This is a genomic window from Aeromonas sp. QDB17, assembly GCF_027705305.1.
GTDB lineage: Bacteria > Pseudomonadota > Gammaproteobacteria > Enterobacterales > Aeromonadaceae > Aeromonas > Aeromonas caviae.
This window is the reverse complement of record NZ_JAPDBP010000013.1, coordinates 17,534-29,606: the sequence shown is the minus strand read 5'-3', so window position 1 is coordinate 29,606 and position 12,073 is coordinate 17,534. Positions and strand designations below refer to the sequence as shown.

The following is a 12,073-nucleotide window of genomic DNA, read 5'->3' as shown; positions in this document are numbered from 1 at the left end:
GGACTTGTCTGGTGCTACGTGCTATGAAAGGGGCCGATACTGATACGAACGATGGTAAGGAAAAATTGATTACGCCGCTAAACCACTATCTGCCTGCCTATCACTTCTGTGAAGAGCACGCCCGCGATATTGCCGCCGACCCGCACACCGTCATCCAGGCGGCGGCCAACTATCGACCGGAAGCGGATCCGGCCTTTCGCCACCTGATCGGCTTGCGGGAAGTGCCGATGCGCCTTGGGCATCTTCTCGGTCGCCAACAGAGCGCCAGCCCGCCTCCCTTTGGCTTGGACAGATTCGTGCCGCTCGACAGCCATGACGACAACACGCTGCTCTACGGCCTTGTCGGCCGGTTCTGGCGGCCGGACTTTGGTCTGGTGACCATGGTGGACAGTCAGGCGTATCTGGACTTTGCGGCGCCAGGCGTCGCCAAGCTCGCCCTGGGGTTTTCGGCCAGCCGCCAGCCAAACGGCACCACCCGGTTGACCACCCAGACAAGGGTGTTCTGCCCGGATCTGGCCTGCCGCCTCAAGTTCGCACCTTACTGGTATCTGATCCGCCCCGTCAGCGGCCTGATCCGGCGCCGGATACTGGGCGCCATCAAGGCAGAAAGCGAAAGAGGGTTGTAATCGACATGCTGGAGCACTTCAATTGACCGTTGTTGACGACTGTATCTAGCCAGATGGTCGATGCGTGAGTTATTTAATGGAAGATGCTGATAATAAGTTATACAGAGTTGGGTGAGGTTCAATACAGGACATCGGTTTAGGGTTATATAGTAGGCTCGATTGGCGTGGCTAAATCGAGCCTACGGTATAGTTAATCTATCCGTTGATTACATTTGAGTGCTTGTTTTCATGATGCATTTTAAAAAATTACTTCTTAAGTCATCAGCCTTGTTACCGAAGTGAGCTTCACGATGATGATTCGGGCAGAGTGCAATTACATTAGTGATTGCATCGCTTCCACCCTCTGAGAGTGGCTGTATATGGTGGGTTTCCAGATAAATAGAGCCTGACCGTGTCTCGAAGCCTTTGGCACCACACCATTCACACAGTCCCCTGGCCCTGGTCAACACATAATTCCTGATTTTGGGGTCCCGTTGAAAGATCATTCCAGTGACTTCCTTTCTTTTCCCTTCACCTTCAGGTAACTCCAAATGCTGGAACTGGTCAACATATTTTGGCTCGGGTTGACTGCGAATAAGGAGGCAATCGCCGCTGTCAGAATCATAAGACTGAACGTACCAAAGTTCAGAATCAAGAAGGCGCGTTTCTGCAGTAGACTTCACACGGCCCGTTGTTTGCTCGTGTTGGACTCCATCACAGATGATTACCCTTAGTGGCCAATTTAGACGCGCTGCTTTTTGGAGGGAAAAATCCATTTTTATCGCTCGCCTTGATTGTGGCGAAGTTGTGACATTTTGGGCGACCTTTCGCATGTTCAAACTCTGGACAATGCTGCCATTTGAAAATTTAATGTCTTCATACCAAAGGTTTAACACGATTATATTTTTATTCGTGTTCTCGTAAGACCATTCATAGCAATACTTCGGGTTAGATGCAGCCTTTCCCTCACCACCTTTGAAATTTGCCCAATCACTTACGTCAATACCCGCCTCAGAAACTAGGTCCATAATACGCAGGCGTTCTTTGGGTTTTAAATCCTCAACTTTCATTTTTTCCTCAACTTGCTGTTGAATAAATAATAATACGTAAAACGTTAACATTGAAATGTGATACAGAACTTTATTTTGGCAAAATATAATAGAAAGTGTGCATTGGGTTCTTTTACAAAAGGTTGATAAATTAACAAGGAGCAGATGGAGGTTTTATCATAACCTGTCATCTCTACTGAATTAAAATGCAACTCAGGGTGTGGGGAATGGATAATTTCTTGAAGCGAAACAGATTTCAAGGTTTCAATACCCCGTCATCTCCAGATAGCCGACGCCCTTGGCATCCCCCGAGACGGATACCGCCCCCTCCCAGTAGTCAAAGCGTCCCGTCATGGCCTGATTGGCTTGGCGGGCACGGATCGTCAGGTTCAAATCGGCGGCTTCCAGCTGCCACTCGATGGGGTAGGCTTGCCCCTTGGGGCCGCGCCAGGTCTTGCCGGGGGTGAGGTGGATGTGATCTGGGCTCAGCACCCGGCTGCTGCCATCCCGCTCGATCAGGATGCCGTAGCGGTTCTCAGGCTCAGTGTGGCCCGCTTTGGTGCGCAGGCGAAACAGCATCAGCTCGCGCCCGTTATCAAGTTGCAGGGAGAACCAGTCCCAGCCCGATTGCCACTCGGCCAATACCGAGCTGCTCCACTCGTGATCAAACCACCCCTCACCGCTGACGGTGCGGGTCTCGCCATCCAGGGTCAGGGTGCCGCTGATGATCAGGCGGGGGTAGGAGTAGTAGAAGGAGGCGTTGCCCGGGCTCTTCTCGCTGTAACCCGCTTTGCCTTGCAGCACCGCTGGCTTGGCGGCACTCACCTTCACATCAAGATCCCCCGCCTTGCTCTGCACCTTGAGGGTGGCGGGAAAGAGCGCTTCCCCTTGAGAAGCCAGCACCCACTCTTTGAGCCAATACTCACCGCCGCTGGCACCGGCGAGCCCCGGCCCCTGGCGGCTGGTGCGCTCGTCCTGCTGGTGGCTGCCTTTGCTCACATCCGTGATGGCGAATTGGGCCAGCCAGAGCTGGGGAGTGAGCCAGGGGTTGTCCGACTTAATTGCTTGCTCGATACCCTGGCGAAACAGGGTCCACTGCATGCCGTAGTCGCGCCCCTGTTCGTCTTTCAGATTGCCGGTGAGATACCACCACTCGGAGCGGTAGTCGGGGTGGGCACCGTGATCCACGGGCAGGTTGATGGACTGGCCCGGCAGGGCCTTTTTGAAGTGATCGCTGCCACCACCAAGGATGCTCCCCAGATCGCTGGCCTGCGCGTGGCCGCTTATGGCAATAAGCGGGATCAAGAGGGCTGCGAGCCAAGAGGACAAGATTCCCCTCACCCTGGCCCTCTCCCGAAGGGAGAGGGGATGGTTCGCGGCAGCTCTGTGCGCTTCTCTGCGCTGAATCAAGTGCGGTGACAGGGATCTGGTCAATGGGATCGTCAAGCCATGGCCGAGCCAGAGCGCCAACCAATATGTCATACCACTCTCCTTGCGGCGTACCAGGAGGCAAGCGCGCCACAGACGGGGGCGAGCAGGAGCGCCGTGACGGCGTGCAGGGGGGCAGCCTCGAAGGCCAGCCGCCAGCCGAAGGCGCGGGGATTGACCACCTCAATCAGCACCCAGGCAAGGCCATAACCCACCGGCAGGGCCAACAGCGCGGTGAGCAGTCCCAATCCCGCCCCCTGCCACACCAGCAACCGGCGACAGTGGCGGGGGCTCAGGCCAAGGCTTTGCAGGGTCTGCAACTCGCCGCGCCGGGCCAGCCCCAGCACCATAAAGGCCGAGCCGATGCCGACGAAGGCGATCCCCAGGATCAGCAACTTCAATAGCTCGGTGACTACGAAGGTCTGGTCGAACACCCTGAGGGCGGCGGCGTGGATGGCGGGGGCGGGCAACAGGTTCACCCGCTCGCCAAACTGGGCCCGCAGGCGATCGGCGAGGCGATCAACGTGCGGGCTGAAGAGGGCCAGGGATTGCACCTTGCCCCCTTCGAAGGCGTGCAGTATCTGCCCCTTGTCGCTGCCGTAATCCTGATAGACGCCGGTGACGGTGAGCGTTCGCGGCCCCTGCTCGCCGCTCACCTCGAGGCGCTGGCCCACCCTGACCCCGAGGCGCACCGTCAGCGGTTCGCTCGCCAGCACCTCGTCGGGGGTGGCGGGCCAGCGTCCGGCCAGCAGCGGATAGGCGGCTTTGAGCTCGGGGATAAAGTCCATCTGCGCCCACTCGATGGGCTGCCCCTGCCAGCGGGCCGGGTGCACCGAGCGGCGCGAGGCGGCGCGCACATCCGGCGAGGCGAGGATGGTGTTGAGGGTCTGCTCGCCCAGGGCGCCCCTGCTGCCTGCCACCCCCTTGGGGGCGGTGACGTAGAGATCGGCGGCCAGGCGCTGGCCGAGCCAGATCTCCACGCTCGAGCGAAAGCTCGACACCATGACCCCGATGCCAATGGCCGCGGCGATGGCCAGTTGCAGCGCCATCACCGCAATGGCGGTGCGATCCAGGTGATAGAGGGTTTCGGCCACCCCGAGCCGGGCGGTGAGGGGGCCGCGTGCACTCAGCCGCCCCAGCAAGGAGCGAAGGGCATCGGGCAGCAGGAGGGCCATGGCGAGCAGCCAGCCTCCGGCCACGAAGAGGGCGCCGCCAAGGCCGGTTTCTGGCCGCCATAGACACAGGGCGCACAGCAGCAGGATGGCGATGGCAAGGCCCCGGCGTTGCCAGGGGTGAGCCGGTGGGCGACTGTTGCCCTCTCGCAGCGCAAGGGGGGATTGGCGCAGCAGTTGCCACCAGCCGGACAGGTTGGCGGCAAGCATCCCCAGAAGGCCAATCACCAGCGCCTTGCCAAGGCTCGTCGGGGAGAGGCGCAGCAGGTCGATGGGGTTGGGGCCATAAAGATCGGCCAGCGCCTGGGTGAGCTGCCCCATCAGGGCGAGGGCCAACAGGCTGCCCAGCAGCAGCCCGAGCAGGGTGCCGATGCTGGCGAGGATCAGGATCTCCAGGGTCAGCCAGCGCAGCACCCGGCGCGGCGGCATCCCGAGAATGATGAGCTGGGCGAGCAGGGGGCGGCGCACGCTCTGCACGAAGCGCTGGGCGTTGAACACCAAAAACAATCCCACCGCCATGGCGAGCAGGGAGAGGGCGGTAAGGTTCAGGGCCAGCGCATCCCCGAGCTGGCTGGCATCGAGCGCCGGGCTGATGGGCTCAAGCCAGAGGGGTTGATGGGGGGCATAGGATTGCAGGGCCGCCTGCAAGGCTCTTTGCAAGGTATTGGCCTCTTGCTCGCTGAGCTTGAAGACGATGCGATCCAGTCTGCCTTCCTTGCCAAGCAGGGGCTGGGCGAGGCCGATGTCGGTCACCAGCAGCCGCTCCATGGGGACGGCGCCGGGCTCGAAGGTGCCCGCCAGGGTCAGGGTCAGGGGGCGTTGCCCCTCATCCCCCAGCACAAAGGTTCGCGACTGGCCCGGTTGCCAGTCAAGGCGCCTCGCCTCGGGGGCGGCCAGCCAGACGCTGTCGGCGCGATTCAACGAGACATCGGGTTGGCTGTCTGGCGCATCGCCAAAGAGGCGGCGCAGGGGGCCGGGGTTGAAGAGATCCATCCCCAGCATCTGGAAGCTGCGCCCCTGCTCGTCCTTGAGCCAGGCGTGAAGCTCTGGCATGGCGTCAAGGTTCGGCTGGCTTCGCACCAGCCTCACGTAGACTTGCTCATCCAGGCCACCCTGGGGGGCCAGGCGGTAGTTGGCCTCCCCGGCGAGCTGGCTGCGGGCGGCGACGAAGTTGGTGCGGGCGCTGTGGTTCAAGAGCTCGATGGCCACCACCAGGGTGACCCCGAGGGTGAGCCCGGCCAGGCTCATCAAAAGCAACCAGGGGTAAGCGCGATAGAGGCGCAGCAGCGCCTTGAGGGGCAACATCAGCAGGCCCCCCGGCAAACGTCAGCCATGGCGGCGCCCCTTGAGCTCGACCAGTTGCCCCCCTTCAAGGCGCAGCACCCGATCCGCCAGGTCGCCATAGCCCGGGTTGTGGCTCACCAGCAAGAGACCGGCGCCGGTATCGCGCACCGCCGCCATCATCAGGGCCATCACCTGCTCGGCGTTGTGTTCATCAAGGCTCCCGGTGGGCTCGTCGGCAAGCAGCCAACGGGGCTGATGAATGAGGGCGCGGGCCAGCGCCACCCGCTGGCGCTGGCCGCCGGAGAGCTGCTCCGGCCAGGCGTGGCGCTTGTGGCTCATGCCAAGGCGCGCGAGCAGGGCATCGAGGCGCCCATCGTCCTGGGGCAGGTTGTTTATCTGAAGGGGCAGGGCGAGGTTCTCGGCCACGGTCAGGGTCGGCAGCAGGTTGAAATCCTGATAGACGATGCCGAAATGGCGCCCGCGAAGCCGGGCACGCTCGTCTGTCGGCAGGGTGTCGAGGCGGGTCTCTTCCAGCCAGATCTCCCCCTCGTCCGGGGCGATGAGACCGGCGATGAGGTTGAGCAGGGTGGACTTGCCACAGCCGCTTTGCCCCAGCAGCAGGCAGGTTTCCCCCGGGGTGAGGGCGAGATCCAGCCCCTCGAACAGGGGGAGCGTCTCGCCGCCGTTGGCGAAGCGTTTACTGAGGTTGCGCAGGCTAAGCATGGGATAACCGTTTGATGGTCAATGGCTTTCACAATGTCCGTCACTATGCCAGTTAGTGATCGCGCCTGCAAAAGGGATGGGGATCCTCGCTGGATCCCGCTCGCCTGAGGTGGTTAGAATAGGGTCTTCCATGGGTCACAGGATGAGCAAGGATGTTACACAAGCAAGTCAGTTTTATCGTCGACAGCAAGGGCGTCAAGCAGGCTGCCGTGGTCCCCATCGATATCTACAACGAGCTGATGACCCTGCAAAAGGCCCTCTCCGACAACAAGCCGGGGGAGCGAGAGCTCTACCACTTCAACGGCAAGGGGGCAGAGGCCCATGGTTATCCGGTGGGCAAGCGGCAGAACCCCGGTTTCATGGTCCAGGCGGGCTCCACCGCCAACGGCGAGGATGCGGCCTCCCTGCGCGAGGCGGTGATCGAGCTGCGCCAGGAGCTGCTGGGCAAGGGGGTGCTCGTTCCCCACCCCGAAGGGGGCTTCATCTTTACCGCTGATCAGCTCTTCAACAGCCCGAGCCTGGCCGCGAGCCTGGTGGCGGGCAACAACCGAAGCGGGCTGGATGCCTGGCAAAACAGCGCAGGCTACACCCTCAAGCAATCGGGTTTTGGCAAGAAGACCTCCTGATGACGGGGCCCGGCAACGGGCCTCGCTCATGTTTGCCTGAGTGCCCGCGGCGGGCCGCTCATCAGGATGACAAAGAGGCGGCTTCCCTTTGCGCTGCTAGCCTCAATGCCAGACGCCTGCCAGGAGATGCCGCCATGTCTGGACTCCTTCGCCTCGTGCCCGGGGCGGCCCTGCTCAGTGCCCCCGCCGCTGCGGGCAACGGCCCCCTCGATCTGACCCACAGCGGGGTCGGGCTCTTTGCCCTCGCCATCTTCGCCCTGGCTTATGCCCTGGTGATGGCCGAAGAGTACCTGAAGCTGCGAAAATCCAAGCCGGTGCTGGTGGCCGCCGGCATCATCTGGATAGCCATCGGCCTGGTCTATACGGGGCAGGGGCACAGCGAGCTGGTTCAGGCCGGTTTTCGCCACAACCTGCTGGAGTATGCCGAGCTGATGCTCTTCTTGCTGGTGGCCATGACCTATGTAAGCGCCATGGAGGACAGGCTGCTGTTCGCCGTGCTGCGGGTACGACTGGTGCAGGCGGGCTTCAGCCTGCGCACGCTCTTCTGGCTCACCGGTTTTCTCGCCTTTTTCATCTCCCCCGTGGTGGACAACCTCACCACGGCGCTGCTGATGTGTTCAGTGGTGCTCAACGTGGCCAACGGGGAGCGCCGTTTCATCAACCTGGCCTGCATCAACATCGTCGTGGCGGCCAATGCGGGCGGCGCCTTCAGCCCCTTTGGCGACATCACCACCCTGATGGTGTGGCAGGCGGGCAAGGTGCCGTTCCAGCAGTTCTTGCTGCTCTTCATCCCCGCCCTGCTCAACTTCCTGGTGCCGGCCACCCTGATGAGCCTGATGGTGCCCCGTCTGGTGCCCGCCATGCCGGGCGAGATGGTGGTGCCAAGGCGCGGCGCCGTTGTCATCGTGCTGCTCTTTGTGCTCACCATAGTGACCGCCGTCGCCTGCCATCACTTCCTGGGGTTGCCCCCCGTGCTCGGCATGATGATGGGGCTGGGCTACCTGCAATTTTTCAGTTTCTATCTGCGAAAGACCCAGCCCGTCACCCTGGCCCGGGCACGGGCGCTGTATGAGCGCACCGGGGACGAGACCAGGCTGCTGCGTCTGGGCTCGGTGGTGCCGTTCGATGTGTTCAACAAGATTGCCAAGGCGGAGTGGGACACCCTGCTCTTCTTCTACGGGGTGGTGATGTGCGTCGGCGGCCTCGGGTTTATGGGGTATCTGGCACTTGCCTCCCATTTCCTCTACGACGGCGGCGATCCGACCCTGGCCAACGTCGCCATCGGCCTGCTCTCCGCCCTGATCGACAACATTCCGGTGATGTTCGCCGTGCTCTCCATGGAGCCGCAGATGAGCACGGGGCAGTGGCTGCTGGTGACATTGACCACCGGGGTGGGGGGCAGTCTGCTCTCGGTCGGCTCCGCCGCCGGGGTGGCCCTGATGGGACAGGCCAGGGGCATGTATACCTTCGTCGGGCACCTCAAGTGGTTGCCTGCCATTTTGCTTGGCTATATGGTCGGCATAGGGGCGCACCTGTGGCTCAACAGCGCCCTGTTTTAGGGAATCCGGTTCCAGGCACCAGGGAGAGGCAGGATGGGACAACTGTTCGAGGCGCTTTCGCCGCGCCATGTCACCTTTATCGAGGGGCAGAAGATCTTCTTTGTCGGCACGGCGGCCGCGAAGGGATCGGTCAATCTCTCACCCAAGGGCGGGGATTCGCTGCGCGTCCTCGATGCCCACACCCTGGCCTGGCTCAACCTGACCGGCAGCGGCAACGAGTCCGCGGCCCAGGTGCTGCAACAGCCGCGCATGACGGTGATGTTCTGCGCCTTCGAGGGGGCGCCGCTTATTCTGCGGGCCTATGGCCAGGCACGGGTGCTGCACCGCACTGATCCGCAGTGGCCGTCGTTGCTGGCGCTGTTCCCCCCAAGCGTCGCGGCTCGCCAGATCTTCCTGCTGGACATTGAACGGGTCCAGACGTCGTGCGGCATGTCGGTGCCCCTGTTTGACTATCAGGGAGACAGGGAGGATCTCGCCAACTGGTCGGCACGCCAGGGGCAGGAGGGGATTGAGGCCTACTGGCGCAAGAAGAACCAGCTAAGCCTGGATGGGCTGGAGAGCGAGATCCTGGCGCGCAGCGGGTTGCAGGCCGATGACTGAGGCCTGCGCCCCGATGCAAAAAGCCCTGTCCATGGACAGGGCTTTTTCATTGCAGGGCATCAGGGGACGCGCTTGCCGCTCAGCAGCCAGTAACTGAGGGCCGACCCCAGGCCGCAGCCGGCGATGGCGATGGCCATGGGGAGCGGCGATTCGGGGGGATTGAGGTTGACCAGCACCCCCACCAGGGCCCCAAGGCCAAAGCGCAGGGTACCCGCCAGCGCCGAGGCGGTGCCTGCGGACTGAGGGAAGTGGCCCATCAGGCCGGTCATGGCGTTGGCCCCCACCAGGCTGATGTGGCCGACGAAGAGCACGACCGGGATGACGATGCCCCACAGGCCCCCGGTCTGGCTCCAGGCGTTGTAGATGAGCAGGGCCCCGGCGAGCGGCAGCACGGTCAGGCCGTATCGCAGCATGCGCTCGGCACCCACCCCTTTCACCAGCCGGCTGTTGGCGAAGGTGACCACCATCATCAGCAGGATATTGAGGCCAAAGAGCCAGCCGTAGTGCTCGGTCGGCACCTTGAAATACTCGATGTAGACATAGGGGGAGGCGCTCAGGAAGGCGAACATGCCGGAGCTCGACAGGGCGCCGCACAGCACATAGCCCATGGCACCACGGTGGGAGAGCACACCCCAGTAGTTGCGAAGCACCTGCCCGAGTCGCAGGGGCTGCTTGTGCTCGGGTTTGAGGGTCTCCTCAATCTTCCACTGCATCACCAGGCAGATGAGCAGGCTGATGGCCACCAGCAGCCAGAAGATGACCCGCCAGTCGCTGTGAGCGCTGATATACCCCCCCACCACGGGGGCCACCAGGGGGGCGAGGGTCATCACCAGGATGACGAAGGACATGGCGCGGGAAAACGCATCCTTCTCGAACAGGTCGCGCAGCAGGGCGTTGACCACCACGGAACCCGCGGCGCCCCCTGCGGCCTGCAACATGCGCCAGGCGAGGAGCTCAGGCAGGGAGTCCGCCATGGCGCAGCCCACGGAGGCCACGGCAAACATCGTCAGGCCCGCCAGGATCACCGGCTTTCTGCCGAAGCTGTCGGCGAGCGGCCCGTAAAAGAGCTGACCGATGGCAAAGCCCCCCAGGAAGGCGCTGATGGTGAGCTGGGCGCCGTCGATGCTGGTAGCCAGATCCCGGGCGATGGCGGGAATGGCGGGCAGATACATGTCCACCGCGAGGGGAGTCAGGCCCGCCAGGGCACCGAGCAGGATGAAGAGGAAACGGGGGGAGAGGGAGCTGGCTTGGGGCATAGGGTATCCGAGTCGTGGGCTGGGCCGGGTTAAGAGGCAGGTGTTGAGTCTATCAGTTTTGGCGGGCGCGATCAGGTGCATCCTGCCCGATGCCCTTTTGTCTGGTGTGGCGCCAGAGCAGCCAGAGCCAGGCAAGCCATCCGAGCAGGGAGAGGGCATTGCCGGTGCGCTCCGGCCAGCGTGCCGCCAGGGTCAGGGTGAGGCTGTGGTGGCCCGCCGGAACCCAGAGTTGCATCAACCCCTGGCGATTGGCGCTCACCGTCAGCGCCAGGTGCCCGTCGAGGCGGGCCTCCCAGCCGGGGTAATGGTATTGGTGCAGGACCAGCCGGGTCGGCACCCGGGCCTTGATCTCCAGCGCCAGGGCGCGGGGTTGCCAGCGGGTCAGGGTCCAGCTCGCGCCTGGCGGTTCGGCGCTGACGGGCGGCTGGAACTCCTCCTTCCAGGCGAGCAGGGTCGGGGCGAACATGCCCCCCGGCACCTGCCTTGGCCTGTATTCCCGGGCACTGCGCTTGCTGTCGAACTCGAATGCCATGGCCTCCCGTTCGGGGGCCTGGGTCAGGGGGGCATGACGCACATAGGCCAGGGTGGAGAGGAGGGTCAGCAGAAATACTCCCCACCAGAGCCCCTGCCAGAGACGATGGGGCTGGGTGCCGAGCGCCACCACGGCGACCGTGGCAAGGGCGAGCACCAGGTTGAGCCGCCAGGGAAACTGCACCCGCTGCAAGGGGGTGAGCAGGCTCCAGAGAGGCTGGCTCGGGGGCAGCATCATCAGGAAGGCGACGACGCCGATCGCCCCCCAGCACAGCAGCTCGGGGTGGCGCGGCTCCCGGGCGGCGGCCCAGGCGATGAGCAGCAGGGCCAGGGTCAGCATGCTTTGCCACGCCAGGTGACCGCGAAAACGCCAGTCCTCCCAGGCGCTGGGCAGGCGGTCGAGAAAGTTGCGCCTGTAGTCGAACATGCCGCCGCGCATCAGCTCCATGGAGATGGCCCCCTGATCCGCCAGGGCGGGCAGCAGCAGGGCGGCTGCCATGCAAAGCCCCACCCCCTGGGCGCCGAGGGCTTGCCAGCAGGGCGTCAGAGTGCGGGTGCGTCTGGCGAACCAGAAGGCGCGCAAGGTGACCAGCCCCATCATGAGCAAGAGGCTGGGGAGGTGGGAGAAGGCCAGCAGCGCCAGCCCCAGGATCAGCAGGGGCAACCCCTGAGGTCGTCCGCGGTGGGCGAGATCCTGCCCCAGCAGGATAAGGGGAGCCCAGGCGAAGGCCCAGAACTCCGCCAGGGCGAAGCGGGCATAGAGATCCATGGCGACATGATAGGGCAGCGCCAGATAGAGCAGGCTGGCGGCCAGGGCCCGGCCAGGGGGCGTGGTGGCACGCAGCCACAGATAGGCAAACACCCCGGAGAGCAGCAGGGCCAGGGTGGCGCTGCCAAGCAAAGGGTAGATGGCTTGCTGGGGGTGGGCACCGGGCCCGGCAAAGAGGGCGCTGACGTAGTAGGGGAGCGGGGGATAGAAGAAGAAGGTGGGGCTGCCGAAGCCGCCGTTCATGGCCATCAGCCAGCGGGGATAGAGTTCCCCCTGCCAGAGCTGGCGGGCAAAGTAGTGGCCGGAGAGCAGGTGATGAAACAGATCGTGTCCCTGGCTGCCCCCCTGCCACCAGAGCGGCAGCATCAGCAGGGCGCAGGCCAGCAACAGGGCCAGCGCGACCCGTATCCCCTCCCCGGTTCCGCTCGTGTTTCTTTCCATTGCACTGGTTCCTGACAGACCCGGCTGTGA

At 63.2% G+C, this 12,073-nt stretch carries 10 protein-coding genes; 4 read left to right on the top strand and 6 right to left on the bottom strand.

What is annotated here, in order from left to right; translation table 11 throughout:
• Positions 1 to 65: 65 nt before the first annotated feature.
• Positions 66 to 626 (top strand): hypothetical protein, encoded by a 561-nt coding sequence (locus tag OKC41_RS12245; protein WP_234922286.1) that lies wholly within the window; start codon positions 66 to 68, stop codon positions 624 to 626.
• 206 nt (positions 627 to 832) lie between these two features.
• Here the strand turns inward: OKC41_RS12245 and OKC41_RS12240 are convergent, their stop codons facing one another.
• The 4 genes from OKC41_RS12240 to OKC41_RS12225 all read right to left on the bottom strand — a co-directional run bounded on the left by OKC41_RS12240 (position 833) and on the right by OKC41_RS12225 (position 6,261).
• Entirely contained in the window at positions 833 to 1,675 is an 843-nt protein-coding gene (locus OKC41_RS12240; RefSeq protein ID WP_201894728.1) for an HNH endonuclease, read from the bottom strand.
• A 243-nt stretch (positions 1,676 to 1,918) separates the two neighbouring features.
• Entirely contained in the window at positions 1,919 to 2,959 is a 1,041-nt protein-coding gene (locus OKC41_RS12235; RefSeq protein WP_201894824.1) for a lipocalin-like domain-containing protein, read from the bottom strand.
• Between the two features lie 173 nt (positions 2,960 to 3,132).
• The gene (locus OKC41_RS12230) at positions 3,133 to 5,559 is read right to left on the bottom strand and encodes an FtsX-like permease family protein (protein WP_270672060.1); all 2,427 of its coding nucleotides are present in this window, start codon (positions 5,557 to 5,559) and stop codon (positions 3,133 to 3,135) included.
• A 21-nt stretch (positions 5,560 to 5,580) separates the two neighbouring features.
• Positions 5,581 to 6,261, bottom strand: a complete 681-nt coding sequence (locus OKC41_RS12225) for an ABC transporter ATP-binding protein (RefSeq protein WP_041215391.1) — start codon at positions 6,259 to 6,261, stop codon at positions 5,581 to 5,583.
• A 152-nt stretch (positions 6,262 to 6,413) separates the two neighbouring features.
• Between OKC41_RS12225 and OKC41_RS12220 the strand changes: the two genes are divergently transcribed.
• From OKC41_RS12220 to OKC41_RS12210, 3 genes are all read left to right on the top strand, one after another.
• Positions 6,414 to 6,887: a DUF4357 domain-containing protein gene (locus OKC41_RS12220; RefSeq protein WP_010674381.1), complete on the top strand. Its 474-nt coding sequence runs from the start codon at positions 6,414 to 6,416 to the stop codon at positions 6,885 to 6,887.
• 134 nt (positions 6,888 to 7,021) lie between these two features.
• The gene (nhaD, locus tag OKC41_RS12215) at positions 7,022 to 8,446 is read left to right on the top strand and encodes a sodium:proton antiporter NhaD (RefSeq protein ID WP_201894726.1); all 1,425 of its coding nucleotides are present in this window, start codon (positions 7,022 to 7,024) and stop codon (positions 8,444 to 8,446) included.
• A gap of 33 nt (positions 8,447 to 8,479) precedes the next feature.
• Positions 8,480 to 9,046 (top strand): pyridoxamine 5'-phosphate oxidase family protein, encoded by a 567-nt coding sequence (locus tag OKC41_RS12210; protein WP_042863680.1) that lies wholly within the window; start codon positions 8,480 to 8,482, stop codon positions 9,044 to 9,046.
• A gap of 59 nt (positions 9,047 to 9,105) precedes the next feature.
• Here OKC41_RS12210 and OKC41_RS12205 read toward each other — a convergent pair whose 3' ends face one another.
• Both OKC41_RS12205 and OKC41_RS12200 read right to left on the bottom strand, forming a co-directional pair.
• A complete protein-coding gene (locus tag OKC41_RS12205) occupies positions 9,106 to 10,302 on the bottom strand; it encodes a Bcr/CflA family multidrug efflux MFS transporter (protein WP_010674385.1) in 1,197 nt (398 codons plus the stop codon).
• A 52-nt stretch (positions 10,303 to 10,354) separates the two neighbouring features.
• Positions 10,355 to 12,043, bottom strand: a complete 1,689-nt coding sequence (locus OKC41_RS12200) for a hypothetical protein (RefSeq protein WP_270672059.1) — start codon at positions 12,041 to 12,043, stop codon at positions 10,355 to 10,357.
• Positions 12,044 to 12,073 lie beyond the last annotated feature (30 nt).

Excerpts from the sequence above, each read along its gene's own strand:
- OKC41_RS12240 (WP_201894728.1), bottom strand. The coding sequence starts at position 1,675 with ATGAAAGTTGAGGATTTAAAACCCAAAGAACGCCTGCGTATTATGGAC.
- OKC41_RS12230 (WP_270672060.1), bottom strand. The coding sequence starts at position 5,559 with ATGTTGCCCCTCAAGGCGCTGCTGCGCCTCTATCGCGCTTACCCCTGG.
- OKC41_RS12225 (WP_041215391.1), bottom strand. The coding sequence starts at position 6,261 with ATGCTTAGCCTGCGCAACCTCAGTAAACGCTTCGCCAACGGCGGCGAG.
- OKC41_RS12220 (WP_010674381.1), top strand. The coding sequence starts at position 6,414 with ATGTTACACAAGCAAGTCAGTTTTATCGTCGACAGCAAGGGCGTCAAG.
- nhaD (WP_201894726.1), top strand. The coding sequence starts at position 7,022 with ATGTCTGGACTCCTTCGCCTCGTGCCCGGGGCGGCCCTGCTCAGTGCC.
- OKC41_RS12210 (WP_042863680.1), top strand. The coding sequence starts at position 8,480 with ATGGGACAACTGTTCGAGGCGCTTTCGCCGCGCCATGTCACCTTTATC.
- OKC41_RS12205 (WP_010674385.1), bottom strand. The coding sequence starts at position 10,302 with ATGCCCCAAGCCAGCTCCCTCTCCCCCCGTTTCCTCTTCATCCTGCTC.
- OKC41_RS12200 (WP_270672059.1), bottom strand. The coding sequence starts at position 12,043 with ATGGAAAGAAACACGAGCGGAACCGGGGAGGGGATACGGGTCGCGCTG.